Consider the following 26,144-nt stretch of genomic DNA (forward strand, 5'->3'; position numbering starts at 1 on the left):
TATATAAAAGGAAAAGTTTAAAATGTTCATTCGAAATATAATCTATAGGCATATCTATAAACATCGTCCTAAAGTAACAATGGTTATCCTTATTTCCTTTATCGAAAGAGATTACTCGGCATTAGATAGTTCTTCAAAAAAAGAAAACCTTAAAAGGCATTTAGCCAATCAAGGTTTTCTATGGGTTACTACCATCTTGCATTTTAATTCTTTTGGTTTCCCACTATAAGAATGACCAGTTTAACAGTCAATTCTTCGATCCCCACCAGAGTAAGACTTTACTTAACTTTATCCCTTTTGTGTAATTCAGCAAAGGCATTGAACACAGAAGTATTAGGTACTTGCAAATCAACCGTATCCAATTAAAGGTATTTCACCTATAAATCAGAAGTATTAGTTAGAAAGAAAACCCCATGTTTCCTGCTAAATGCAAGACATGGGGTTTTCATTTTCACTCATTTCACTGAATCAAATCAGCTTATAGAGTAGCATTTTGTTTAGTTTTATTTTACTTCTAACTCAACAGTTGGAGCTACTACTTTAGCATTATTGTTTACGTCAGTCGGTAAAGTACCCCAAGTAGCTGTAAATGTATATTTACCAACTGCATCACTCTTATAAGTACCACCATCTGTCCATGTTACAGGAACAGCAACAGTTTTACCGTTAACAAGAGTAACTTCAACAGAAGTAGGAAGCTTTGCAATTACATCTGCTGCTGTTTTATATTGAACATCATTACCAGCTACAGTACCTGTTTGTGTAAATGTTACTGGTTTGAAGCTATTAATTGCTTGACCAGCAACAACTTCTGCTGCTAAATGAGCATCAACTAATGCTTGGATTTCAGTTACTGTTAAGTCTTTAGCTGCTGCCGTTTTACCAGCTTGAACTGCTTTATTCACAGCTGCTAAGTTAGCATCTGTAACTTTTGTAATTTTTGCTGCATTATATTGTGCTGTAGTTGCAGTACCTGCATCAATAGCTTTGTTTAATGCTTTAATTGCTTCAGCAGCAGCGTTATCATCGATAGCTCCATTAGTTAGAACTTTATCAGCTGTTGTTTTGCTGAAATCAGCAATTGCATTCTTTTTATCACTTGAATCAATGATATATTTAGCATTTTTCACTGTAACTTTATAAGCAGTTGCAGCTTCACGTTTGTCACTAAGTGTAATAACAACTTGTTTTTTATCATTTACAGCTACACTGTAATCTGTAATTGCTAAATCTTTATTATCAGATACACGAGTTACAGTTAAGTCTGTAGCTAAAACATCTGCAGTACCACCAGCTTTTAAACTTTCTGAGAAAGTGAAAGTAATTGTTGCATCTTTAACAACAGGTTCTCCATCAAGAACTGGTTTAACAGAATCTAATAAGTTTGTAGTATGAGAAATTGTTTCTTCTCTAACTGGACCTTCGTTATCAGCAACATCAACAAATTTAGATAAATTCGCTACTAAATTTAAATCAGAACCATCTGTTTTAATTTCATCTTTGAATTTAACTGTAACAGTTGAAGTTCCATCCACTTGAATTGAATCAATTTTATGTGTATTAGAAGTAAATGCATTCGAAGATGCTGATTTAATAACTGTTGAGAATTTAACTTTTACAGTTTTTCTATCAACTAATTCTGCTGTATATTTTGCATCATAATCTTTGTCGATTTTAGCAAGTGCTAGTTTCGTAGTTCCTACTGTTAAATCAATGATATTATCTTTACCATTAAATTTATCATGAACGTTACCAGAAGTATCTTTTACTCCCATAACTTGTAATTCACCGATATTAGCTTTACCAGATGTTTTACCAGTAGCAAATTGAACATCATTTCCTTTAATTGTCTCTGCAAAAGTAATAGTTACTACTGTAGCATCGTTTGAAACTGAAAGTGTAGCAACATCATCTGTTAATGTTTTTAAAGCACCATCGATACGAACTAGGTAGTTTGAAGAGTCAGCTAAAGATGCTGCATCCATTTTTTTGTCGAATTTTAAAACAACTTTTTTAGCTTTTGCATCAGCATTGATTACAGTTTCGAATTTTGGACCTTCTTTATCTGATCTTGTAAATTTACCAGTGTAATCTAGCATTGTATTGTTAAGTTTTGTTGCATCTTTAACATTCTTAATTGTAATTGTATTTTCACCAACACTTACTTTTGAGTATAGGTCAATAATTACAGATTTAGAATCTTTTGAATCAACAGTTACTTTATCAACAGAAACTACTTTGCCGTCTTTGTCTGTAACTGTGTAGTTGCCTGCTTTTTCTGCAGTTTCTTTATCAACAGTTTTAGAGAATGTAACTTTGATAGTTTTTTCATCAACAGAAGTTACTTTTCTTACTTCTGGACGAGTTTGATCGATTTCAGGAGTTACAGTAACTTTTGTATCTTTAGCAATTTTGTTATCAGAGTAATCTTTAACGTCATCTACATACACATCTACTTTTCCAGTTGGAAGAGTTTTATCAGCGCCTTTGAATACGAATTTGTATTTATTATCGGCAATACGCTCGAATTCAGATGCTTCTTTCTTAGAATCTCCAGATTTCCAATAAACATTAGAAGCTTTTACTGTATCCATATCAACATCTTCTGAGAATGTTAATGTAACAGTTTCAAGTGTTGCAGTAGCTTCAGTAATTGTTGGTGCATCTTTATCTTCAACAACTTTAAATTCATGTGTTGAATTTAATGAAACAAAACCAGCGAAGTCTTTTGCACCAGAAACAGTAAGTTTGTGATCGCCAACAGAAAGAGTTGAAGTAGTGTAAGGTGTTAAGATAACTGATTTATTACCAGCACCCATAACAACATTTCCGAAGTACGCTTTTCCATCTAACGTGAAGTTTGTTGCGCTTAAGTTCTCAACAGGCTCAGATAATGTAACTTTTACAGCTTTAGTTCCTAAAGATTTGATTCCAGTAACTTCTGGAATTTTATTATCTACTGTTGTAAATTCAACATTTTTCACATTGATTTCTTTATCGCCAGCTTTTACATTAGAAATGCTAATAGCATCAGCTTTGTTGTTTGTAAGTTTATCAGTAAGTGTAACAGTAGCTGTTTTCTTATCATCTGATAAAGAAACAGATTTAATTGTTTTACCTGATTTTAAAGCGTAGTTAGCTTCATCTTCAGCTGTTTCTTTATCAACAGTACCGTCGAATTCAACTACTACTTCTTTAAGGTTAGTTGCAGATACAGATTTAACAGCTGTAGCTGTAGTTACAACGTAAGTAACTTTTGCTTTGTATTCTACATCTTTGATTTTGAAAGTAACTTCAGTTTCTTTGTTAGGTTCTAAAGCTTTTTCTAATTTAACAGTTTCTTTAGTACCATCTGTTAAAGTTACGTTTAAAGTTTGAGCGTCAACTACTTCTACTTTGTCAACTTTTACAGTTGTATCTGCAAGCTCAAGAGCACGTGAGAATACTACTGCGAATTCTTGACGAGTGATTGAAGCATTTGGGTTTAGGTTTGTTTTACCATTTACTTCAGTACCTTTGATAATGCCGTTTGAAACAGCAACTTCTAGGTAAGATTTAGCCCATGGTTTAACAGTAGAAGCGTCAGCGAAATCTTTAAGATCTGCTTCACCTTCTAATTCGAAAGCTTCTACAAGAATTTTAGCTGCTTCTGAACGAGTTAATTGTTTAGTTGGTGCGAATTCAGTTGCACTAACACCTTCAAAAATTCCGTATTCTACAGTTGCTGCGATAGCATCATAGTACCAAGCGTCTTTTTTAACGTCTTTGAAATCTACAGAACCTTCTGCTTTTAATTCTAACGCGCCTGTGAAGATTTTAGCTGCTTCTGCACGAGTAATTGTGTTAGTTGGGTTGAAGTTTCCTTTTTCATCCCCTGTGATTACTCCAGCGTCAACTAGAGCTTGAACTGCTTCTTTAGCGTAAGGTGCTACTTTGTCGAAGTCTTTGATTGTTGCAGCTGATGCTACAGGAACGATTGCTGATGCAACAAGTGCTGCTGTTGCTGATGCCGCGAAAAACTTACGGCCTTTGTTTTGCTTTGCCATTATTGTATTCCTCCCTAACATTTCCTTTAAATTGGTATTATCCTAACGAAAACTATAGTACTGCTTGTTAACAAAATGTATGTATTATAGCTTCATTGAATAATAAAAAACCTACAAGCAAATTTTTTTAGTAAATTTACTAGAAAATGAGTATTAGAATACCATTCTAGTAATTTTATTCACTTTCTCCAATAATATAACACTATCTTTCTCTAAATTCAAGCATTATAACATAAATTTAGATATAGAAGATTTTTTTACCGTGAATATTATGGAAACCATTATGCACCAATAATTTTACCTTATTTAGGTTGGTAACATATAGTACCATTTCCTATTATACCTGACTCTCAACATTATCCAAGCATTTTCTGGAATAGATACGAAATTGTCAAATTTTAAAGACTTCCGTAAATAACTAGTCACAATTGTAAAGAAACAGAAATATATAACGTGATTACGAAAGCAGGAATGTTTTTTCCTTCATTATTATTACTGTAAAAACGGATCTGTTCCCATGTTGTAACAATAGATTGCCTATTTTTATGCTAAACTTTTGGTAGCTTGATAGAATCCTATCAACTATTGAAAGGAGCTAAAGAATGAAAAGTAAATTCTCTATTTTCGGGGCCATGCTTATAGCAATGTTATATTTAGCACCTACAAATGTAGCAGCAGAAGATATATCTAAGCACTGGGCCTACTATGAAATGAACTATCTTATTACCCACGATTTAATGAAAGGTGATGATTCTGGTAATTATCGTCCGAATGATTCCGTTACTCGTGCTGAATTCACCGCATTTCTAGTGAGAGCACTTGACTTACCAGAAGTATCTACGAAACCTAACTTCTCAGATGTACGTGAAGGAGATTGGTATTACGATGTCATAAAGCAAGCCAGTTACTATCAATTAGTCAAAGGCGACGATAAAGGAAAGTTTAATCCAAAGGCTAACATTGATCGTCAGCAAATGGCTTCCATGCTAAAAAGAGCTCTCGATTACCAAAACATTAAGACGACCGCTTCCCCTCTTAAGTTTAATGACAATGCTAGTATCGCTAAATGGGCCTATGCCGATGTACAAGAAGTCGTGTCGTTAGGGCTGATTGTTGGTAAACCGAACAATACATTTGCGCCACTTGCCCAAGCAACACGTGCTGAGTCAGCTACTGTACTCTATCGATTGATACATTTAGTTGCTCCTGAAGTTGGCGGCAAGCAATATACCACTACCAACTACTCACAGAACTTCACGGCAGTGGTGGATAAGCAGGCAAAGAATAATCCAAAAGTAGATGGTGCTGGCGTTTTCACAGCCAGCGAGGCACTAGTGTCATACTATGTTCACCCTAAAAGTTTTATGCAGGATAGTCCTTCCTATTATCAATTTTTAAAATTATCGTCGGCTGTTACTAATTTAAATGCAAAAGCGATCAACGAAAAAGTTCTCTATAATAAAGGAAACTTAGTCGGTACAGCAGACGCCTTTATTCAGTCAGGTGTTGATCATAGTGTGAATGCCATCTATTTGATATCACATGCATTGCATGAAACAGCCAATGGAGCTTCAGCACTGGCAAATGGTATTGAAGTTGGACTCGATAAGGACGGTAAAGCAGTAATGGTAACGACTGAAAATCGAGATAGCCTGACTGCTATTAAGAAAACATACAATGTATATGGCATTGGGGCCATTGATGCAAACGCCAATAAATATGGTGCTGAACGTGCTTATACTAATGGATGGTTTACGATCAATGATGCTATTATTGGTGGGGCACAATTTGTGAAAGATCAATATATTAGTACTGGGCAGGACACATTGTATAAAATGCGTTGGAATCCTGATAACCCAACAATCCATCAGTATGCAACTCATGTTATGTGGGCAGTGCTCCAAGCGCAAAAGATTTATGACATTTATGAAATAACTGGTGCTAATACTACGACTAACTTAGTATTTGACGTTCCTGTCTATCAAAACCAGTCTTCCCCCGCTTCGTTACCTACTCCTGCAAAGCAATATGCGGTAGATACAGCTTTAGCTGGGGCCACAGGACAGGCTACAGTTAACGACCTAAATATGAGAACTTACCCGAATACAGCGGATGCTTCTTCCATCATCAAGAAATTACCAAAAGATACATCTTTCACTGTGCTCGGTGAAAATGGCGGTTGGTACAAAGTCAAAGTGGATGGACAAGAGGGATGGGTATTTGATGATTATGTAAGCCTGAAAAATGGATTACAGATTGTCGATATGAACATCACTCTAAATGTAAGAAGCGAGCCATCTACTACGTCTTCCATATTAGGTACAGTAAAACCAAAGGGCTTTATCATTGGTGTTGTAGATGACAATGGTGATTTTGTAAAAAACGGTAACTGGTATAAGGTTATCTTTAATGGTAAAACTGGATGGGTTCATGGTGATTATATTGTAAAAAATGAATCTCTTGATTCAAAAAAAATTTAAGATGAGAGAGTGCGAATATTTCAATTCGCACTCTTTCTTTATGTTCACCCACGAAAAGCTCTGATTCCCCCATGTTGATACGCAATATTTCCCTATAACATTTATATGCTATATATAATAGAAGAAACTCATGTTTTTAGGCTTATGTACTCATAATATCTTATTACTTCTACCGCCTTTTGAAAGGTAACATTAAAAATGCAATTTGCGCTTTCCCTTCCCCTTCTTCTCCACGATTCACCTAATACCATTGTCCCCGACGGCAATGCCAAACAATCACCGAAAATTTCCTGTCAATATTGCTTTTGTGGTATTATAGATTGCAGATCAATTATGCCTCGGCATAATTGCGTCCGGAATCGACATTGTGCCTGCACAAAGAACTCCTTTCCGATTCCGTGACATCCGCCGAAAGAAGTGAAAAAGGAAATAAAGAAAGGTTTGAACACTATATGAAGCATGTAACGATTATGGGCGTACCCTTTTTACATAGTAATCAGCAAGAGTTTGTTGATTTACTCGTTAATCGTATTGAACATGAAGAAAAGACATTCGTTATTACAGCAAATCCCGAAGTCGTGATGCAGGCAAATGAAAGTCCTACTGTCATGAATTATTTGAAGCAAGCTACTTACATTTGTGCAGATGGTATTGGCGTTGTGAAAGCTGCACAAATACTAGGTGATCCGCTTCCTGAGCGTGTCACTGGTTACGACACGATGGTACGACTTTTGGAAGTCGGCAATAAAAAGAGCTTTAAAATCTATCTGTTAGGCGCGCAAAATGAAACGCTCGAAAAGACCGTAAAAAATATCAATCAAACATATCCAAATGTCGATATAGTAGGCTATCATGATGGATTTTTTGATTGGAACAAGAATGATATTGCGAATGAAATTGCAGCATCAAAGCCTGACCTTGTATTTGTTGCATTAGGAGTGCCAAGACAAGAGAAATGGATTACTGAAAATCTAGATCAATTTAGCAAAGGTGTATTTATGGGTGTTGGTGGTTCCTTTGATGTTATTGCAGGAACAGTCAAACGTGCTCCTGTAATCTGGCAAAAACTAAATCTCGAATGGCTCTACCGACTACTTCGTCAGCCAAGTCGTTTTGGAAGAATGCTTGTCCTTCCTCGATTTGCTTTAAAGGTTTTTGCATTAAAAATTAAAGGTCAGGGTGCACCAAAATGAGTCAGTCAACATTTGTCAAAAGCACACTTGTCCTAACAGTTGCTACGTTGCTTTCTAAAGTGATCGGTAGTATTTTCCGAATTCCGCTCCAAAATATAGCCGGTGATGAGGTACTTGGTATATTCAGTTTAGTGTATCCAGTCTATATGGTGGCACTCTATTTATCGGTAGCTGGAATACCTATTGCCATTTCAAAGCTTATTGCGGAGGCCAATGCAAAAAAAGACACAGATAAAGTGAAGAAAATTTATGTCACGGCAAGCATCCTAGCACTATGCTTTGGCGTCTTAAGTTTTGCAATCATTTTTGGCTTTTCAACTGAAATCGCAAATGCTTTAGGGGGCCCATCGACAAAAATTGCGTTAATTGTTGTTGCTCTAACATTGCTCGTTGCTCCTTATATGGCTGTCTATCGTGGATTTTTCCAAGGCTATGGGGATATGCGTCCGACTGCGATTTCTCAGGTAATTGAACAGTTAGTGCGAGTTGCTCTAATTTTAATTGTTGCCTATTTCCTAGTTGCAATGGATTATTCCAATGATATTGTTGCTGGGGGTGTTATGGCAGGCTCTGTAATTGGGGCTGTTGCATCCCTCTTCTATTTACGCTTGAAATATTTCCGCTCATCTGTAAAAGTGACCAGCAAGGAGAAATATACATTTAACGATTTCTCATCCTTTGGTAAGACAATTTTAAAAATATCGATTCCGATTGCCATCGGTTCTGTCACAATGGCACTATTTAACTTTGTTGACTCCTTTACAGTAACGTATGGCTTAAGAAGTGCTGGAGCTGACTCAAGCGAAATTAGTTTCCTTTATGGGATTTACGGTCGAGGTTTAACGCTTGTTCAAATTACAACTGTTTTTGCGTCTTCTATCATTTTACCGCTTGTTCCACTGATTACGACAAAATTAGCAGAACGTAAATTAGATGAAACACGTGGGATTATTGAGCAAACGCACCGTATTACAAATCTTATTTCTTGGCCAGCTGCTTTAGGGTTACTAGCATTAACCTTACCTTTAAACCTTGCTCTTTTCACAGACTTAGAGGGAAGCTTAATGTTAGCGATTATTAACCTCAGCTCTGTATTTACATCTTTGACACTACTTGGTACAGGGATTTTACAAGGGATGAATGCTGCAAAAACAGGAGCCATCATCATTATTAGTGGTGTTGTACTAAAGATATTTTCAAACATCTTCTTTATCCAAGGCTTCGGATTAGATGGGGCTGCATATGCAACACTATTTGTTTATTTTGTTTTATTTATTGTAAATTCTATTTTTATTTATCGTACAATTCGCTTCACTGTATTTGGGAAAGATACAATCAAAATCATCCTATCTTCAATCCTAATGGGAGCTGCAGTCGGATTACCTACACTATGGTTTGATATTGAGAAGTGGTCAAGAGTGTGGGCAACAGGTTATCTAGCTGTTGCAATTGTAATTGGAAGTGTTATTTATTTCCTATTATTATGGCTAATGAAAGCCATTAATAAACAAGATTTAAAGAAAATCCCGATTATCGGAAAAAGGTTTTCATAAATAAGAGAGGTAGAAAATTTATGTCGAAACAGAAATGGCTTTGGGGAATCGTGGTCCTATTGCTCATCATAGCTTCACCAGGAATCATGATGCGTTGGAATGCTGAGCAATCGAATAATTCATATGAAATAGTTATTCCCTATGACGAAATACAAACAGTAAATAAGGAAAGCGATTTAACAATGGATAAAATCCTTTCCTCTTTAAAAGATGCGGGGCTTACATCAGTTAGCCTTGAGCCTTTTACATTAAAGGAAATGGAACATCAAGGACTAATTTCCACTTACAATGAAAGTGAATTAGCGGCACAACTACGTTTCACACCTTATAAAGGTGCTGTTGATGTTAATAAGGGTGGATACTATATTAGCGTTCCTGAAGATGCAAGCTATCAACAGCTCATTAAGGACAGCATTCAGCCAGAAGAAGTACAAATAGGAGATGAGTCTTTCTATTTTCTTCCGAGTTCAAACCATCGTTATGATTTAAAAACACCAATTGGTTACGATAAGCATGCAATGGACATGATCAACAAGCACGATCTGTCCCTCATCTTTAAAGTAGAAAATGCGACTAATAAAGTGGCCAACGAAAAAATCGTTAAACAATTACTTGAATTAAAAGATTCCTCTGCTGGCCGTTTACTCGGTTCAGGTACTGAGGCAATCGGATTTGGACAGAGTTCAGGTAATGCAATGGTTGAAAAGCTAAGTAAGGCAGGCTATTATTTCTACACAATTGAAAGCAATCCCCTTAAGGGCGAAGACAAAATTGCAAAAAGTACAAATTATAATATGATTCGCTTGCACAGCATCAATGTAAACAGAGAGACAAAGCTAAAGCTTAATGCGAGCATTGATCGTACAACACGTGCAGTGAAAGAGCGTAATATTCGATCTATCTTCTATCATATTAAAACAAAAGGTAATGCCGAGAAAAATTTGGCGGAAACAATTGATTATTTAACTGGTGTTCAAAAACAGATGCCAAATCATTTCAAGTCTGGCACTCCAGAACTGTTTGATGTTGTTAAAGTACCAACATGGGTAACAGCACTTGTCTTATTAGCAGGTATACTATTTACTTACCTTATGTCAGAACTAGTGAAATGGATGCCTCTTCGTATAACAGCAGTTGTATTTATGAGTGCTCTAGCCATAGGATACTTCCTTCTGAAAAGTACTATTTTCTTACAAGCATTCGCGTTAATTATTGCAGTTATGGCTCCAACGTATGCAGTTATTAAAGCAGCTAAGGGCTCTACTAATATTGCTTCGATATTACTACAATATCTGAAAGCAGTAGGTATTAGCGTCATTGGTATCGTTATTGTCATTGGGTTATTAAACGGCAATGCATTTATGACAGGCTTTGAAGCATTTAAAGGCGTTAAGCTTGTTTATGTTGTTCCAATTGCAGGTGTATTATTATTTGTGATGCTGGAACTAAACCGTATAGTTGATCAAAATCTAAAGAAAACACTTTCGAATACCGTTACTTTATTAAATAGAGATTTAAAATATTGGCATGTTTTACTGCTAATTGTCGTTGCAGGTATTGGATTATTCTATATCAGTAGAACAGGTAACTCTGGTTCAGTTAGTAATGCAGAATTAGCATTTAGACAATGGCTTGAGAATATACTATATGTTCGACCAAGAACTAAGGAATTCTTAATTGGTTTCCCATTCTTTGTTTTAGCGCTATATGTGATGGGCATTAATCGAAAATGGGGCAGTATCCTTCTAGTACCAGGAGTTATTGGATTCTTGTCTATCGTTAATACCTTTACACATTTACACATCCCTGTTGCTGTGTCGGCATTACGTACACTTTATAGCGTTTCACTTGGTTTTGTCGTAGGACTAGTGTTTATCTTAATTTTCAAGATAGGTTACCGTTTTATTTCTAAAGCAATCGCGAGGTGGTCATAATGCATGTTGTATTGTCTGGCTACTACGGATTCGATAATGTTGGCGATGATGCGATACTGCTTTCCATTATCCAGGCGTTAAGAAAATGTCAAAGTGATATAGACATTACTGTATTATCGAACAATCCAGCGGCCACTGAAAAGACATATGGTGTTAAGGCCGTGAATCGTTGGAAAATGAACGAAATCAGACAAGTACTAAAAACAGCAGATGGGCTCATCAGTGGTGGCGGTAGCCTCATGCAAGACCAAACAGGAATGAAGACGATTCCTTACTATGCGGGTGTCATTCAAATAGCAAAATGGTTAAAAAAACCTGTATTTGTTTACGCCCAAGGTATGGGTCCAATCAATCATCCTTTAAGTAAATGGATTGTCCGCAAAGCCTTTAATAAGGTAGAAAAAATAACGGTACGAGATAAAGCCTCACAGTCTCTTTTAACAGAGATTGGTGTCAAAAACGAGTCTTTAGTGGTGCCAGATCCAGTTATCGGCCTTAACGGTAGCACCTTCCATACTAACTGGCTAGCAGATGAGTCCTTATCAGCAAAGTCTTATATAGCTATAAGTGTTCGTGACTGGCCATCAACGGTAGATTACAAGCAAAAAATAGCGGACAGCCTAGATCAATTAGTACGTCATGGTGAACAGATTGTCTTCTTACCGATGCATGGTGAGCATGATGCAAAGTCTTCACAAGAAGTAGCAGCACTTATGAAGGAAAAGAGTATGATAGCCCCTGCTGATTTATCAATTGAAGAAAAAATTGCGGTAATTGGTCAATCTAAATTGCTAATTGGTATGAGATTGCATTCATTAATTTTCTCATCCATCTACTCTACTCCATTTATTGCGATTTCTTATGATCCAAAAATCGATGCATTTGCTGAAATTGTAGATCAACCAATTATTGGACATGTTGAAGTGGATGATTGGAACGGGACTTTATTGTTTGAACAAACTGTAAAAGTAATTGAACAATTAACAACCGTCCAAGAAAATATGCGTCAAAAAGTCCAAGCGTTCCAAGATGCAGCAGAGAAAACAGCAAAATTAGCATTAGAGGTTTTCACAAAGTAAAATAAAAATGATGAATTTCAATAAAAATTGAAATTCATCATTTTTTTTGTGGGTCTAATAATTTTAAAATGAATTGCGCCTGCTGCATATGCATGGCAAGCACATATTGGCTTGCTTGCATTAGAATTTGGGCCTTCACCATATTCATCATTTCTTTGGCGATATCGGCATCACGAATGCGGGACTCGGCATCTTGCAAGTTTTCTGCCGTGTTTACATTCGCGTTATAAGCATGCTCTAGACGATTTTGATAGGCGCCTAGTCTTGAGCGCTCGCTTGATACACGCTTTAATGCCTCGTCCATTGTGGTAATGGCTGTATTGGCATCCTCACGAGTTGCAATGGATGTCTTATCGTCCAAGCCAAGTGCTCCAGCACCCATATCGCCAATAAACATCTCAATGTTTTGACCTGCGTTGGCACCTGCCTGAATTTTAATACCATTTGTAGCATAATCCCCATTTAGCAATGTCTTTGTATTAAACTCAGTGTCCTTCGAGATGCGCTGAATTTCTTTTTTTAATTCCTGATATTCTAAATCGAGCTGCTCCCGATCACTATTTGTTAATGTGTCGTTGGCCGCTTCGACTGCGAGCTCACGCATGCGCTGAATCATATCATGTACTTCATTTAGTGCTCCCTCAGCTGTTTGAACAAGTGATATACCGTCCTGGATATTCTTCGCTGCCATGTTCAAGCCGCGAATTTGCGCACGCATTTTTTCAGAAATCGCAAGTCCCGCTGGATCATCCGCTGCACTATTGATGCGGTAGCCTGAAGAAATTCGAAGCATCGCCTTGCTCATAGCACCGTAATGTCTATTCATATTATTTAAAATTGACATCCCCGTCGCTGACCACTTTCCAAGCATCATTTCACCACCCCCTATTGTTATGTATATCGGTCTATGTTAAATTCTTTTAACCTATTTTTAGTAATGTATGCCAATTTAATAAGTCCTATATAGTAATGATTTTTAATCCAATTTTACATTTTCGACTTTAGACCCATATCAATTCCGCATTGGCATGATTGTGCTTGCGCGAATCATTTTTCTCAAAATCCGAGACATCCGCCGGAGGCTTTTGGCCAACAGATGTGCGAAAGCATAGCGTCAGAAACATAGTTTTGTTTTTGAGTAAGCGTAGCATCAGCATGATGTTGGTCACTAAGGCGTTTTCACAGGATGTGAAGCTCTTATCCTAGGCTATTCTATTTCAGGACACCCACAAAAATCCACCATCTTCACAGAGGTGGAAGTCTTCTGTAACTGACGCTTTGCCTTCGCTACAAAAATGCTTGCTAATGAAGATAAAAGCACCCACTTCTCATATGTGAAAAGGGTGCTTAAATAAAGTACTGTGTATTCAATTTTCGAAACCTCCGAGTTGATGGTTCTTTTGTTGTAGTAGTTCAAAAAAGAGATCTTTATTATGATCTAGTAATGCCTGATCGATTAAATAATCAATGTTTTTCTGCTCCAATTCTGTAATGAGATTATCTACTTCGCCAACAGTCACTGAAGATACAAGTGGTAACTGAGGCTTTGGAGTAGCGCTTTCAAGAATCGGTGTTAGATGCTCATGAACATTTGTAATTAATAATAATTGATATAATGGCAGTCTGATAAAACGATTCCCTTTCTGGAAAACAAATACCTCAGATATATTTTCGATTTGTTGTGTATTCAAGTTGATAATCATCTCTTTACCTTCGATGGGGATGAAATGGAAAATCTCATTCTCTTTTAAAATAGAGAAATATTGATAAGCAAACACGAGACGTAGTTTGTCTCCCGTGATTTTTGTGTAAAATGGCTTCATATATTGAACTTGCATCATCCTTATCCCTCCCTATTTATCTGATTATTCAGATTTTAACACAAATCAATTATCTTGTTAACTATCTTCCCCTTGAATTTTTTATTTCAAATCATTCAGCTTATCATGTACGCATTTTAATCGTATAATGGAAGGACAGTCTTTTTTTATTCATACTTACACATACTCACTAGCTATACATTTTGAAAGGAGTGAGGTTATGGCATTGTCTATTGCCCAATTAGCTAAAGAGCATCAAGAATTTATCCTTGCCAAATTACAGGAAGCTGAACAGGCGTTACATCCTTCCTCTTCTGAAGACGAAGAGCTAGTGCGTCGTGCCGTTTTTTCAGTACGGAATAAATCAGTTGTCTTTGAACGTTTTAATGGAGCAAGTTCTACATTATATGCTAGCGTACAGGATGTCAGACCTGCTACTGTAGAAATTGATTTTGCCAAAGAGGAGCTACGCTGTAACTGTCCCCAGCTGAAATGGTGTAGACATCAGGTTGGCGCATTGCTTGCTCTTTATCAGTATTTTGATTCGGTGCAAAATTGGTCAAGTGCTTGGCGCGCTCAAAAATCAGTGCAATTAAAATCATTAGCAGAAGAACGAAGTCCAGAAAGCTGGAAGTTAATGGTCAATGAAGTAATGAAACGTTTACTACCACCTGGGCGTATTCTAGAAGGGTATGGCCTCTCAGCTATACGGACAGATGCAATGGAGCGACTCCAACGGCATATGCCATTTGAACGTGAGTGGCAGCCACTTTATAAGCTTTTTATGGAGCTATCGATCTTTAATACAATATGGCGTCATTTAAATGAGACAAAAGGACATTCTTTGGATTCTCCTTATATGAAATATTTTATTGATCAAAGTGTTCAATCATTCGAAAGTATACTGACAGAGCTAACGGGTCGATCACGACTTTTTGCCACTGATCCATTTTATGATGCGATTCAGGAATCAGTTCGAGAGTTTTTATTGGAACGACAAGGATTATTTGCTGATCGATTACAAATATATATGCTGCTTTGGGCAGTGCTTTTTTATGAAAAGCCGCGTCGTGAACAGGAATTAGCACTTATAAATAACCTTGAGAATCCTTCACCTGAGATTTCCTTGGAGTCATTAAAACTGCTATTTTATGTGTTGCTACAAAAAGAAGATTTATTACAGGAAAGCATTGCGCATGTAGATGGTCAACATATGCAGGACCTATTTGAGCTAGCTACTTTTGCAAAACGTGCTGGTGAATCACATGCACAGTCAATTATTTTACGTGCGATGCTACCATTTTCCGAAGTCTTTTTACAGCAAACAGTGCCAGTTGTAAAACGCGCTCAATATGTAAGGCAATTTCAGCTTTTATACGAAGACATACAGCTTACGGAAGAACAGGAAGCTACATTATATAGTGCATTTGGTGTTTACGGGCTCCAACCGTTTTCGTTCTTTCTTATTAAAAAAGGACGTTATCGTGAATGGGCAGCTCTCCATCAGTTAAATCTCTCCTCCCTTTCTTATTTAGAAATGTGTGGATTAAAAGATGTTCTTCAGGTTGCGCCTGCAACAGTATTGCCCTTATATCATCTATACGCCATGACTGAAATTACACAAAAATCACGTATGAACTATAAGCAGGCTGTACGAATATGGAAAAGTATGCGCAGTGCAGCAAAACGTGCTGGAAAAACTGCTTATTTTGAGACATATATGCAAACAATTCGTGCAGAGTATAAACGACTTCGTGCATTACAGGAAGAAATTGAGAAAGGAAACTTAGTATGATGACTATAAATGCTCCTTCCCCGTTTTCAAAAAAACTACAGCTTCGTATTCATGCAGCACAGGAAGGATATTTTACGTTACAGGGATTTACTGCTGATGGTGCAGCAATAGAAGCAGACTCACTCATTTCTTCATTATTTTTTAACTATGAAGCGAATGTCTATGGTTTATTAACCAACCGTTCAGAGCGTACGATTGATGTTACAACCTCTGAGCTCCTTGATATTTTTTCACAGCGCTATCTGCATCCTTTTATTGAATGGCAAGGTGCGAACGCAGAAAGTCAGGTGTGGCTAGAAAAAGCGTCTTCTATACAAAAGTATTGGCAGGAGCCCTCGCTTTGGTCACACGCAGTTATTGCGGATGATTTTTCCGCGCTAACATTCCCTATAGAGGGTGAAGATACAGCTTTATTAGAAATGGCAGTACAGCAAAAACTAGCTCAAGCAGGTCTTGTACTGTCTGATTTACCAAAGCTAATGCCATTTTTCTTGCGTGGTGGCTGGCCACTAGAGCAAGAACGACAAGCAGGTGCAGTTACTGTCTCCCTACGCTTAAGTGAGCCTGAGGAAGATTCAGATGTTTGGCTTTTAGAAACAGTACTTAGTACGGCTACAGCCAAAAACTACTGGACGCCTGCCATGCGAAAGCAGTCACTACAAATCGCTGACGCTCTACCGGCAAAATGGCAAATGTATGCTGAAGTTATTGAACAACAACAAGGACAAATTGTAGATCTTCTTTCTATCGAAGATGTACGTAACGATATTTTCATCCGTATTATGCTTGACGATTTACAAGTTCGAACATTTTTACGTGAGGATTTAGCAAGATTACAAGCACTCGGCTTTGACGTTGTATTACCTGCTTGGCTTAAAGATTTAAAACAGTCAAAAATGCGTGTTCGTGTCAGTACTGGTAATGTAGCGACAAAGAAGGTTGCTGGACTAGATGATATTTTAACGTTCAAATGGCAGTTTTCTATGAATGGACAGTCCATTTCACCTGAACAATTTAAAAAGCTTGTAGATGAGAAACGCGAATTCATTCGTATTGGTACAGAATGGTTTAGAGTCGATGCAAACTGGATGCAAGAAATGCGTGCATTGATGCAGCAAGCTGAAGATGAAAGCTGGACTGTTCGTGAATTGTTATTCCGTGAACTACCAGAGGATTTATCCTTACCGCTTGAAGAAGAAGATGCCGATGATGCAATGCGAGATGACCCTATTTTTGCATTTGAACTGCAAAAATCGCTTAAATCCTATATGGAGCAGCTTTCTGAGAAAAAAGGACTGCCTATAGTACCGGTTCCTACATCTTTGCAGGCAGAATTACGCCCTTATCAGCATGAGGGCTTTGAATGGCTTGTCTTCATGCGAGAGCAAGGCTTTGGTGCATGCCTAGCTGATGATATGGGGCTTGGTAAAACGGTTCAGCTAATTTCTTATTTGCTTCATCTTTATGAAACAACTGAGGATACAAAACCGTCCATCATTATTTGTCCTACGTCCGTGCTAGGCAACTGGCAAAAGGAACTCGCTCGTTTTGCTCCTTCCTTGAATGTGCATACGCATTATCAGGCGAATCGAGCAAAAGAGGAAGCTTTTAAACAGCTAGTAGGAAGAGAAAAACCACATGTCATTTTATCTACCTACGGCACGGTATCACAGGATGCAGAGTTTTTACAGGAAGTAGAATGGTCAACAGTTGTATTAGATGAAGCTCAAAATATTAAAAATATGCAAACGCTACAATCAAGGGCTATTCGTAAATTACAAGGGACGCATCATATTGCTTTAACGGGTACACCAGTAGAAAACCGTTTATCGGAGCTATGGGCAATTTTTGACTTTATCCATAAAGGCTATTTAGGTAGCTTTGGTCGCTTTAATGAAGAATTTATTTTACCGATAGAACGAGATGAGTCTGAGTCACATAAACAAAAGCTACGTGCAAAAATTCAACCATTTTTACTGCGTCGTACAAAGCGTGACCCACACTTACAGCTCAACTTACCAGATAAACAAGAGTCTCATGAGTACTGCCCATTAACAACTGAACAAGCATCTCTATATGAGGGATATATATTAGAGACGCTCGATCAGCTGGAGCAATTAACAGGCTTTCAAAAAAAGGGACGCGTCTTAAAGATGCTCAGTAAGTTAAAGCAATTATGTAATCATCCTGCCTTATATTTAAAAGAACCTTTCGAGGATGCCGAATCAATGCTCACTCGTTCTACGAAATTAGAACGTATTGTGCAAATGGCTACAGAAATCGTGGACAACGGCGAGCAGTGCCTCATTTTCACACAATATATCGGAATGGGGCAATTACTACAACATTGTTTTAGTGAACTATATAATATTGATGCACCGTTCTTAACAGGTGCAATGCCTAAGCAGCAGCGTGACCGCTTAGTAGAGACTTTTCAGGCAGGAGATTTCCCAATATTTATCCTTTCATTAAAAGCGGGTGGCACAGGGCTAAATTTAACAGCGGCAAATCATGTATTACACGCAGATCGCTGGTGGAATCCTGCCGTCGAAAATCAAGCGACTGACCGTGCATATCGAATTGGCCAAACACAATTTGTGCAAGTGCATAAGTTTGTTACAATTGGTACTATCGAAGAAAAAATCGATAAAATGCTAACCCAAAAATCTGCATTATCAGAAGAACTAATTCAATCAAGCCAATGGTTAACTGAGTTAGAAGATGACGAACTTCGTGATTTAATGAAGCTCGATTTTTAATAATGAGTAGATGCGCCAAGAGCACAACGTTCTTGGCGCTCTTTTATTTCAGCGGATATTACTGTTACTTCTTCCCCTACTTACTTCATATTTATATTTAGTTGTGTTAATAATGCTCATTGCTGTGCGGTCTTCAGCAATGAACTACGTTATGAAATTTAGACATCATTCCTTTCTAAATTTTGATTACGGCGCAAGTAATAAGGAGAATGGCGGATCAGACAACTTGTTCCTTGCCCCGTATGTACCAATTAGAACTGCTATATTACCGGCAATTGTACTTCTGCCTCAGGTAGCACAAAATCCTTTAAGCCTTCCTGCTCATCTGGTGGCTTTGGAGGCACAACTGCCCCGTCGCTATCCCTTGGCTTAAGCCGATAAAATCGGACATCTTCTACGACTACTTCTGTTATAAAAACCTTTGTGCTTTCTTCATTTAAAAATGATCTTGATTGAATTCGACCATTCACTCCAATTAATGAGCCTTTTCCGCAATATTTGACGATATGCTCTGCAAGCCTTCCCCAAACTGTACAAAGAATAAAGTCAGCATCCACTTCCCCACGACTGTTTTTGTAATTGCGATTAATGGCTAGAGTAAAATGTGCTTGCACGCGATTCCCAGATAAGTGTCGTAACACTGGATCCTTTGTTAACCTTCCGACCAGTCCGACTTGGTTCATTGATTCACCTCCTTTGCTTTCGATTGCTCTCATCTTACAAAAGTTAATCCAGCATTGGCAAAAGTCGATTTTTATCATTTCCCTTAATTTTCAATCATAAATTGGGTATATTAAGGCTTTTACTTTTCATTTTTCAAAAGATTTTTCGGGCTGAATGCTTCTCGCTGTAATAGCAAATGCTAATTGTTGAAATATACAATTTCGCTGTTTTTGCAGATTGTGCAAAAACACAGCATTGCCACTATCGTAACCAGGGCTAATTGAATATGTTATACTAAAAAGGATGACCGACTTAGGAGGATATTACATAATGAAAACATTTAAGATGCTTTCCTTTGACCTTGTCACAAAAGACGGCATACAACCTTTCCCTTTAGTCGATGGTATAATTATTAACCAGGAAAACAGCCATCAATCTTGGATTCTCGAACTGTTTATGGACCGGCAATATCGTTCAACTTTTGATGAACTATTAGCGAATGCTACTGTCTTTAATGTACGTGCAGTTATTTCATTTCCAGATAATGAGCCTGCCCCTTTTAAGGTTGTCGTACATACAGTTCAAGAAATTGGCGAGCACATCTCTGTCCTTTTAAAAGGGACGCTAAAGACAAAACGCTCGAAATATGCCGAGCAATTACTAGCCGAGTTACTAGCTGAGGGCGTTACTTTAGATAAGTTATTGGACCGCTTCTCACACGATATGAAAGAACGACCAAAACTCAAAAATGATTGAACTTGATTTAACGATGCAAAAATTTGCATCGTTATTTTTTTATTGGACAGGTAGAGATTTTAAGGTAAAATACGATGTAAAAATTATAGGAGGTAACTACACTTGAAAATTGCTATTAGAGAAAAGCCTGTAAAATTATTATGGCTTGAGGCTTTAAAGAGGCGTTTGTTCGAAGACGATCCTGATTTTAGCTTTTATAATGAGCAATTCCGAAGATTCGATGCTGGCTTTGCTGGTGAAAGAAGAGTAGACCGTGAATGGCTTGAATTAGTATGTCCCTATACTTTTTTAGTGTTACATAATTTAATTCTGATGAATTCTGCTCAGCATTCGCATCAACTCGATACGCTTTTCATTTGCAGTAATTTTATGCTAGTTGTTGAAATAAAAAATATTAACGGCCGTCTCGATTTTGACGATATTACTCATCAATGTATTCGAACGAAGCCGGATGGAACTGTTGAAGGATTCCCCAATGCAATTACTCAGACCCAACGACATATGCAATTTCTTAAAGTTATTTTCCAAAACTATTCTCTCCCCATTGAGGGTGCGGTTATCATTGCTAACTCCTCTGCTATCATTGCAAATCATCCAAATACAATCCCGATTTTCCATGTTTCAGGACTTCAAAAACATCTTCATTCCCTATTTAACCATTATACACAAACAATTTTAAGCGATGAACAGCTAACAGGAATTGCTCAACTACTTCTTAGTAAACATCAGCCATCGAAAATTCCGGCTGCAATTGATTCATCACGATTTCGCCAAGGCGTGCTTTGTCCGAAATGCAAATACAAATCTCAAATGCATTATGCTCGCGGAATATGGAGATGTTTATACTGTCAATATGCAAGCGAAGAAATTTTCGCTGAAGCCTTACAAGATTATCAATACTTAGTTAGACCAACAATCACCAATAAACAACTACGTGAATTTTTCGGTATTCATTCCATTGATGCTGCAAATCGTTTACTTAGAAAATTTCAATTTCCCTATACAGGTTCTTATAAAAATCGTGTTTACCGATTACCCGAAAATTTAGTGGAATATATGAAGCCATTTTTCCGCTCTTCCTGAGAATATTTAACAGGTTTTTCACCTTCGTGCGGTATCGCCATATTGCTCGCGAGTATTCACTTCGCTTCTCTTTCGCGAGTATTCGCTTCGCTTCCGCGAGTATTCACTTCTCCTCCGCGAGTATTTCCTTCGCTTCCGCGAGTATTCACTTCGCTTCCGCGAGTATTTCCCTCTCCTTCGCGAGTATTCACTTCTCCTCCGCGAGTATTTGCTTCACTTTCGCGAGTATTTACTTCGCTTCCGCGAGTATTCACTTCTCCTCCGCGAGTATTCGCTTCGCTTCCGCGAGTATTCGCTTCTCTTTCGCGAGTATTCGCTTCGCTTCCGCGAGTATTCGCTTCTCTTTCGCGAGTATTTCCCTCTCCTTCGCGAGTATTCACTTCGCTTCCGCGAGTATTCTCTTCTCCTTCGCGAGTATTCACTTCTCTTTCGCGAGTATTCACTTCTCTTTCGCGAGTATTCACTTCGCTTCTCTTTCGCGAGTATTTCCTTCGCTTCCGCGAGTATTCACTTCGCTTCCGCGAGTATTCGCTTCGCTTCCGCGAGTATTCGCTTCGCTTCCGCGAGTATTCGCTTCTCTTTCGCGAGTATTTCCCTCTCCTTCGCGAGTATTCACTTCGCTTCCGCGAGTATTCACTTCTCCTCCGCGAGTATTCACTTCGCTTCCGCGAGTATTCACTTCTCCTTCGCGAGTATTCACTTCTCCTCCGCGAGTATTCGCTTCTCTTTCGCGAGTATTTCCTTCTCCTCCGCGAGTATTCACTTCGCTTCCGCGAGTATTCGCTTCTCTTTCGCGAGTATTCGCTTCTCTTTCGCGAGTATTTCCTTCGCTTCCGCGAGTATTCACTTCGCTTCCGCGAGTATTCACTTCGCTTCCGCGAGTATTCACTTCTCTTTCGCGAGTATTTCCTTCGCTTCCGCGAGTATTCACTTCTCTTTCGCGAGTATTCGCTTCGCTTCCGCGAGTATTTCCCTCTCCTTCGCGAGTATTAACTTCGCTTCCGCGAGTATTTCCGTCTCCTCCGCGAGTATTCACTTCTCCTCCGCGAGTATTCGCTTCTCTTTCGCGAGTATTTCCTTCTCCTCCGCGAGTATTCACTTCGCTTCCGCGAGTATTCTCTTCTCCTTCGCGAGTATTCACTTCGCTTTCGCGAGTATTCACTTCGCTTCTCTTTCGCGAGTATCCACTTCGCTTTCGCGAGTATTCTCTTCTCCTCTGCGAGTATTCACTTCGCTTCCGCGAGTATTTCCTTCGCTTCCGCGAGTATTCACTTCTCCTTCGCGAGTATTTACTTCTCTTTCGCGAGTATTTCCTTCGCTTCCGCGAGTATTCACTTCTCTTCCGCGAGTATTCGCTTCTCTTTCGCGAGTATTCGCTTCGCTTCCGCGAGTATTTCCCTCTCCTTCGCGAGTATTAACTTCGCTTCCGCGAGTATTTCCGTCTCCTCCGCGAGTATTCACTTCTCCTCCGCGAGTATTTCCTTCGCTTCCGCGAGTATTCACTTCGCTTCCGCGAGTATTCACTTCTCCTTCGCGAGTATTCGCTTCTCTTTCGCGAGTATTTCCTTCTCCTCCGCGAGTATTCACTTCTCTTCCGCGAGTATTTCCTTCTCTTCCGCGAGTATTCACTTCTCCTTCGCGAGTATTCACTTCTCTTTCGCGAGTATTCACTTCTCCTCCGCGAGTATTCGCTTCTCCTCCGCGAGTATTTCCTTCGCTTCCGCGAGTATTCGCTTCTCCTCCGCGAGTATTTCCTTCGCTTCCGCGAGTATTTCCTTCGCTTCCGCGAGTATTCACTTCTCCTTCGCGAGTATTCACTTCTCTTTCGCGAGTATTCGCTTCTCCTCCGCGAGTATTTCCTTCGCTTCCGCGAGTATTCACTTCTCCTTCGCGAGTATTTCCTTCTCCTCCGCGAGTATTTCCTTCTCCTCCGCGAGTATTCACTTCTCCTTCGCGAGTATTCACTTTTCTTTCGCGAGTATTCGCTTCTCCTTCGCGAGTATTCGCTTCTCCTCCACTCGGTATTATTCCCCCTTCATAAAGAAAAAAAGAGCGTTCCATCCATTAGATGGAAACACTCTTTTTTATAATTATCGCGTTACTTTCTCTTCAACGATCTTTTCTTTAACTACGCCATTTGCATTTGGTACGTTGTTATAACCATTTGTACCATTTAAATCAGCATTTGTTCCTGGCGTTGTAGTTCTTGGTACTGTTGTTGTACCTGGTACTGTCGTTGTACCTGGTGTTGTAGTTCTTGGTACTGTTGTTGTACCTGGTGCTGCTGATTCAGGAAGAACAGTGTTACGGTTAACACCATTTACGTCACGATTGTAAACGTCATTTCTTCTAGACGGCTCTACAACGTCTTCCACTCTGTCAACACCACGGCGAACGTCGTGTTTAACATTCTCCACTGGTCTTGTTTCAACAGCCTTGTTTCCCCAGTTACAACCTCCAAGGAATAAAGCAGCAAGAATAATTGCCAAAAATGACATTCTCCACATAGAAAAATCCTCCTTTCTCGATGCTATGTCAACAAATACAATGTGTTGTATTTGTGATCCTACATAGATTGCCCGGGAAAGGAGGGAACTATCCGATTTTTGTACAAACTATTTTTGTTTTTCTTTTAACAATTGTTCAATGTATGCTGCTTCTGCTTTACAGTTGTAGCTATAATTTGTACCTAGCTCTTTTTGCAATGCCTCGATTGTTTCAATTTGTTTAGCTGTGGGTTCTTCATTTAAAATTTTTGCAATTACTTCATCGATTTTCTGCGCCATCTCTTCATGGAATTCAGTACTCATCAAAACATCTGCTGGGATTTTTTCGATCCATGCGGCATTTTCTTTAAAATAAGTTTGCCAGCTAGCAATGAAGTCTTCCATAGAAAAACGCTCCTCTTTCCAATCAATACCTGCTAAGTATGATTCAAAAGATGTTGAAATCGAACGCGTAATGCTAATTTTAACACCTGAAGACAATTCCTTATACATCTATATAATCCTCCTACGTTTTAAAAGCAAAACTACATGTATTAATTCACAATCACATATAACGCCATATACATTTTTATAAAACATCGTAATTTCTTTTACTGCACAACTTATAGACTAAACTATTAAAAGATTAACAGTAAAGACATTATTCGATATGATTATTTTAAATCTTTTAGCCTATAATTGCAAATTACACCTGTTTTGGCTGTGCAGGTCCAATGGCAAATAGAATATCCGCTTCACATACTAGTTCTCCATCGACTGTCGCCACACCGTGACCTTTGCCCATTGCTCCACGTAGTTTCACGAACTCTACCTCTAATCGAAGTTGATCTCCCGGTACTACTTGGCGCTTAAAACGACAATTATCAATACCCGTCAAGAAAGCTAGACGACCTTTGAATTCATCTGCGTTTAATAATGCTACACCACCGACTTGTGCTAGCGCCTCTACAATTAAAACCCCAGGCATTACTGGATAGCCAGGGAAATGCCCATTAAAAAAGTCCTCGTTCATAGAGACATTTTTTAAACCTACTGCACGCTTGCCTTCTTCTAATTCAACGATACGGTCAACGAATAAAAAAGGATAACGATGCGGTAAAATTGCTTGAATTTGTTCTGCTGTTAACATTTTCTTTTCCCCCTTATATCAATTTTGCCTCGGCGTTATTGCGTCCGGATTTTGAAATGTACACGCACAATTCAAAATCGGTGACATCCGCTGGAGGCTATATCTTCATTCAATATCCAACACCTACTGAATGTAGATATTATATGTAAACACAAAGTAAGGTAAAGAATAAAATTATTCTTTACCATTCATAATATCAAATATATGCTGCCATGTTTCTGGTTTGAAAACGTCCATGGCTCTACCTTGTCCAATTACACTATAGCCAAACATTGCACCTAAAACTGCGGCAACAACAACTAAGATGATAATAAGTACAACGCGTAGCCAAATCGGAATCAGCCGTATTTGCACCCATCGAACCTCTCGTTGCTCTCCATTTGAGCCGTGTTCCTTCTCTTCTGGTGGCGTATCGGTTTCTTTTGTTTGCATAGAACCTCGACTTGAATCGTTTGTCATAGATTGTACTCCTCTTCATTACTTACTAAACAGTAATAATGGATTTACTATCGAATACCGTTAATGAGCCCAAGCATTTGGTCTGCTAAAGTTACAGCTCTTGCATTGAATTGATAAGAACGCTGTGTCTGAATTAAATCCGTCATTTCCTTAGAAAGATTTACATTCGACATTTCTAGCGAACCGCTCTGCATGCCAATTTGCTGACGATTTGCTCCTCGTAATTCAGTGACAACTTCAGCTTGTGTATATCCAAGCTGAGCTAGGTTATCTGGCAATCCAACGTAGGAGCCTGAAAGTTTCTCCATAAGCTGTGGCTTTTGGAACTCTGTCACTGCTACATCAGTACGAATAACATCTCCATTTGGATATGATGCCTCTAATACGCCTCCATCACGGATCGCGAAACTTTTTACATTGTCCGGTAATGTAATAGCTTGTCCTGTTGAGTTTGCCAATGGATATCCATCTGCAGTTACAACCATTACTGTTCCATTATTTAATGGTGATAAATAAAAGTCACCTTGACGAGTATACACTGTTTTTGTACCATTTTCACCATCTGGCATTAAAATATTGAAATATTGCTTTGGTTTTGTAAAAGCAAAATCAAGGTCACGATTTGTTGTTTGTAGAGAGCCTTGCTTTTGATTTGATTGAATTTGTCCAAGCGTTGCACCTGAACCATAACGGATGCCAACAGGTGATTGTCGGTCAGCTCGGTCTAGCTTGTCATTATTAAATTGCTGATAAAGCAATTCATTAAATGTAGCTTCTTGTGATTTATAGCCGAGTGTGCTGCTATTGGCAATGTTATTACTAATTGTATCTAGTTTATTTTGTAATTGCCCCATTGTGTTTGTTGCTGTAATCATTGTACGTAGCATA

The 26,144-nt window shown here is 38.4% G+C and carries 21 protein-coding genes; 9 read left to right on the forward strand and 12 right to left on the reverse strand.

The window, feature by feature from the left end:
• Positions 1-503: 503 nt before the first annotated feature.
• The gene (locus JNUCC51_RS08375) at positions 504-4,046 is read right to left on the reverse strand and encodes an S-layer homology domain-containing protein (protein WP_337991605.1); all 3,543 of its coding nucleotides are present in this window, start codon (positions 4,044-4,046) and stop codon (positions 504-506) included.
• A gap of 602 nt (positions 4,047-4,648) precedes the next feature.
• Between JNUCC51_RS08375 and JNUCC51_RS08380 the strand changes: the two genes are divergently transcribed.
• From JNUCC51_RS08380 to csaB, 5 genes are all read left to right on the forward strand, one after another.
• Positions 4,649-6,526 (forward strand): S-layer homology domain-containing protein, encoded by a 1,878-nt coding sequence (locus tag JNUCC51_RS08380; RefSeq protein ID WP_337991606.1) that lies wholly within the window; start codon positions 4,649-4,651, stop codon positions 6,524-6,526.
• Positions 6,527-6,978: 452 nt separating this feature from the next.
• Complete coding sequence (locus JNUCC51_RS08385) at positions 6,979-7,719, forward strand: WecB/TagA/CpsF family glycosyltransferase (protein WP_337991607.1); 741 nt, start codon at positions 6,979-6,981, stop codon at positions 7,717-7,719.
• Positions 7,716-9,272 carry a putative polysaccharide biosynthesis protein gene (locus JNUCC51_RS08390; RefSeq protein ID WP_337991608.1) on the forward strand — a complete coding sequence of 519 codons (1,557 nt, stop codon included), beginning with the start codon at positions 7,716-7,718 and terminating at the stop codon, positions 9,270-9,272. The genes JNUCC51_RS08385 and JNUCC51_RS08390 overlap by 4 nt, the downstream gene beginning before the upstream one ends.
• A 20-nt stretch (positions 9,273-9,292) precedes the next feature.
• A complete protein-coding gene (locus JNUCC51_RS08395; protein WP_337991609.1) occupies positions 9,293-11,206 on the forward strand; it encodes a DUF5693 family protein in 1,914 nt (637 codons plus the stop codon).
• On the forward strand, positions 11,206-12,285 hold the full coding sequence (csaB, locus tag JNUCC51_RS08400) for a polysaccharide pyruvyl transferase CsaB (protein WP_337991610.1): 1,080 nt from the start codon (positions 11,206-11,208) through the stop codon (positions 12,283-12,285). Before JNUCC51_RS08395 ends, csaB begins: the two co-directional genes overlap by 1 nt.
• A gap of 37 nt (positions 12,286-12,322) precedes the next feature.
• On the opposite strand, the gene JNUCC51_RS08405 is transcribed toward csaB, so the two are convergent.
• Both JNUCC51_RS08405 and JNUCC51_RS08410 read right to left on the reverse strand, forming a co-directional pair.
• Positions 12,323-13,156, reverse strand: coding sequence for a flagellin N-terminal helical domain-containing protein (locus tag JNUCC51_RS08405; RefSeq protein ID WP_337992206.1), 834 nt, complete (start codon positions 13,154-13,156; stop codon positions 12,323-12,325).
• Positions 13,157-13,652: 496 nt separating this feature from the next.
• The gene (locus JNUCC51_RS08410) at positions 13,653-14,126 is read right to left on the reverse strand and encodes a transcriptional regulator (protein WP_337991611.1); all 474 of its coding nucleotides are present in this window, start codon (positions 14,124-14,126) and stop codon (positions 13,653-13,655) included.
• A gap of 199 nt (positions 14,127-14,325) precedes the next feature.
• Between JNUCC51_RS08410 and JNUCC51_RS08415 the strand changes: the two genes are divergently transcribed.
• On the forward strand, positions 14,326-15,900 hold the full coding sequence (locus JNUCC51_RS08415; RefSeq protein ID WP_337991612.1) for a hypothetical protein: 1,575 nt from the start codon (positions 14,326-14,328) through the stop codon (positions 15,898-15,900).
• A complete protein-coding gene (locus JNUCC51_RS08420) occupies positions 15,897-18,659 on the forward strand; it encodes a DEAD/DEAH box helicase (protein WP_337991613.1) in 2,763 nt (920 codons plus the stop codon). The genes JNUCC51_RS08415 and JNUCC51_RS08420 overlap by 4 nt, the downstream gene beginning before the upstream one ends.
• Positions 18,660-18,919: 260 nt before the next feature.
• Here the strand turns inward: JNUCC51_RS08420 and JNUCC51_RS08425 are convergent, their stop codons facing one another.
• Positions 18,920-19,342 (reverse strand): single-stranded DNA-binding protein, encoded by a 423-nt coding sequence (locus JNUCC51_RS08425; RefSeq protein WP_100545227.1) that lies wholly within the window; start codon positions 19,340-19,342, stop codon positions 18,920-18,922.
• 310 nt (positions 19,343-19,652) lie between these two features.
• Here JNUCC51_RS08425 and JNUCC51_RS08430 point away from each other — a divergent pair, with 310 nt between their 5' ends.
• Both JNUCC51_RS08430 and JNUCC51_RS08435 read left to right on the forward strand, forming a co-directional pair.
• The gene (locus JNUCC51_RS08430) at positions 19,653-20,078 is read left to right on the forward strand and encodes a YwpF family protein (protein ID WP_049668043.1); all 426 of its coding nucleotides are present in this window, start codon (positions 19,653-19,655) and stop codon (positions 20,076-20,078) included.
• A gap of 102 nt (positions 20,079-20,180) precedes the next feature.
• Positions 20,181-21,161, forward strand: a complete 981-nt coding sequence (locus JNUCC51_RS08435) for a nuclease-related domain-containing protein (protein ID WP_337991614.1) — start codon at positions 20,181-20,183, stop codon at positions 21,159-21,161.
• 56 nt (positions 21,162-21,217) lie between these two features.
• On the opposite strand, the gene JNUCC51_RS08440 is transcribed toward JNUCC51_RS08435, so the two are convergent.
• The 8 genes from JNUCC51_RS08440 to JNUCC51_RS08475 all read right to left on the reverse strand — a co-directional run bounded on the left by JNUCC51_RS08440 (position 21,218) and on the right by JNUCC51_RS08475 (position 26,143).
• Positions 21,218-21,625 (reverse strand): hypothetical protein, encoded by a 408-nt coding sequence (locus JNUCC51_RS08440; RefSeq protein WP_337991615.1) that lies wholly within the window; start codon positions 21,623-21,625, stop codon positions 21,218-21,220.
• On the reverse strand, positions 21,622-22,323 hold the full coding sequence (locus tag JNUCC51_RS08445) for a hypothetical protein (RefSeq protein WP_337991616.1): 702 nt from the start codon (positions 22,321-22,323) through the stop codon (positions 21,622-21,624). The genes JNUCC51_RS08440 and JNUCC51_RS08445 overlap by 4 nt, the downstream gene beginning before the upstream one ends.
• A complete protein-coding gene (locus JNUCC51_RS08450; protein ID WP_337991617.1) occupies positions 22,320-23,222 on the reverse strand; it encodes a hypothetical protein in 903 nt (300 codons plus the stop codon). The genes JNUCC51_RS08445 and JNUCC51_RS08450 overlap by 4 nt, the downstream gene beginning before the upstream one ends.
• 29 nt (positions 23,223-23,251) lie before the next feature.
• Entirely contained in the window at positions 23,252-23,668 is a 417-nt protein-coding gene (locus JNUCC51_RS08455) for a hypothetical protein (protein ID WP_337991618.1), read from the reverse strand.
• Between the two features lie 108 nt (positions 23,669-23,776).
• The gene (locus tag JNUCC51_RS08460) at positions 23,777-24,160 is read right to left on the reverse strand and encodes a hypothetical protein (protein ID WP_100545233.1); all 384 of its coding nucleotides are present in this window, start codon (positions 24,158-24,160) and stop codon (positions 23,777-23,779) included.
• Positions 24,161-24,353: 193 nt separating this feature from the next.
• Entirely contained in the window at positions 24,354-24,797 is a 444-nt protein-coding gene (gene fabZ, locus JNUCC51_RS08465; RefSeq protein ID WP_134020546.1) for a 3-hydroxyacyl-ACP dehydratase FabZ, read from the reverse strand.
• Between the two features lie 174 nt (positions 24,798-24,971).
• Positions 24,972-25,256: a DNA-directed RNA polymerase subunit beta gene (locus JNUCC51_RS08470; RefSeq protein WP_049668038.1), complete on the reverse strand. Its 285-nt coding sequence runs from the start codon at positions 25,254-25,256 to the stop codon at positions 24,972-24,974.
• A 47-nt stretch (positions 25,257-25,303) separates the two neighbouring features.
• Positions 25,304-26,143 (reverse strand): flagellar hook-basal body protein, encoded by an 840-nt coding sequence (locus JNUCC51_RS08475; protein ID WP_337991619.1) that lies wholly within the window; start codon positions 26,141-26,143, stop codon positions 25,304-25,306.
• Between the last annotated feature and the right edge of the window lies 1 nt (position 26,144).

The organism is Lysinibacillus sp. JNUCC 51 (assembly GCF_015999525.1).
GTDB lineage: Bacteria > Bacillota > Bacilli > Bacillales_A > Planococcaceae > Lysinibacillus > Lysinibacillus xylanilyticus.

Excerpts from the sequence above, each read along its gene's own strand:
- JNUCC51_RS08375 (WP_337991605.1), bottom strand. The coding sequence starts at position 4,046 with ATGGCAAAGCAAAACAAAGGCCGTAAGTTTTTCGCGGCATCAGCAACA.
- JNUCC51_RS08380 (WP_337991606.1), top strand. The coding sequence starts at position 4,649 with ATGAAAAGTAAATTCTCTATTTTCGGGGCCATGCTTATAGCAATGTTA.
- JNUCC51_RS08385 (WP_337991607.1), top strand. The coding sequence starts at position 6,979 with ATGAAGCATGTAACGATTATGGGCGTACCCTTTTTACATAGTAATCAG.
- JNUCC51_RS08390 (WP_337991608.1), top strand. The coding sequence starts at position 7,716 with ATGAGTCAGTCAACATTTGTCAAAAGCACACTTGTCCTAACAGTTGCT.
- JNUCC51_RS08395 (WP_337991609.1), top strand. The coding sequence starts at position 9,293 with ATGTCGAAACAGAAATGGCTTTGGGGAATCGTGGTCCTATTGCTCATC.
- csaB (WP_337991610.1), top strand. The coding sequence starts at position 11,206 with ATGCATGTTGTATTGTCTGGCTACTACGGATTCGATAATGTTGGCGAT.
- JNUCC51_RS08405 (WP_337992206.1), bottom strand. The coding sequence starts at position 13,156 with ATGCTTGGAAAGTGGTCAGCGACGGGGATGTCAATTTTAAATAATATG.
- JNUCC51_RS08410 (WP_337991611.1), bottom strand. The coding sequence starts at position 14,126 with ATGATGCAAGTTCAATATATGAAGCCATTTTACACAAAAATCACGGGA.
- JNUCC51_RS08415 (WP_337991612.1), top strand. The coding sequence starts at position 14,326 with ATGGCATTGTCTATTGCCCAATTAGCTAAAGAGCATCAAGAATTTATC.
- JNUCC51_RS08420 (WP_337991613.1), top strand. The coding sequence starts at position 15,897 with ATGATGACTATAAATGCTCCTTCCCCGTTTTCAAAAAAACTACAGCTT.
- JNUCC51_RS08425 (WP_100545227.1), bottom strand. The coding sequence starts at position 19,342 with ATGAACCAAGTCGGACTGGTCGGAAGGTTAACAAAGGATCCAGTGTTA.
- JNUCC51_RS08430 (WP_049668043.1), top strand. The coding sequence starts at position 19,653 with ATGAAAACATTTAAGATGCTTTCCTTTGACCTTGTCACAAAAGACGGC.
- JNUCC51_RS08450 (WP_337991617.1), bottom strand. The coding sequence starts at position 23,222 with ATGGAACGCTCTTTTTTTCTTTATGAAGGGGGAATAATACCGAGTGGA.
- JNUCC51_RS08455 (WP_337991618.1), bottom strand. The coding sequence starts at position 23,668 with ATGTGGAGAATGTCATTTTTGGCAATTATTCTTGCTGCTTTATTCCTT.
- JNUCC51_RS08460 (WP_100545233.1), bottom strand. The coding sequence starts at position 24,160 with ATGTATAAGGAATTGTCTTCAGGTGTTAAAATTAGCATTACGCGTTCG.
- fabZ (WP_134020546.1), bottom strand. The coding sequence starts at position 24,797 with ATGTTAACAGCAGAACAAATTCAAGCAATTTTACCGCATCGTTATCCT.
- JNUCC51_RS08470 (WP_049668038.1), bottom strand. The coding sequence starts at position 25,256 with ATGACAAACGATTCAAGTCGAGGTTCTATGCAAACAAAAGAAACCGAT.
- JNUCC51_RS08475 (WP_337991619.1), bottom strand. The coding sequence starts at position 26,143 with ATGCTACGTACAATGATTACAGCAACAAACACAATGGGGCAATTACAA.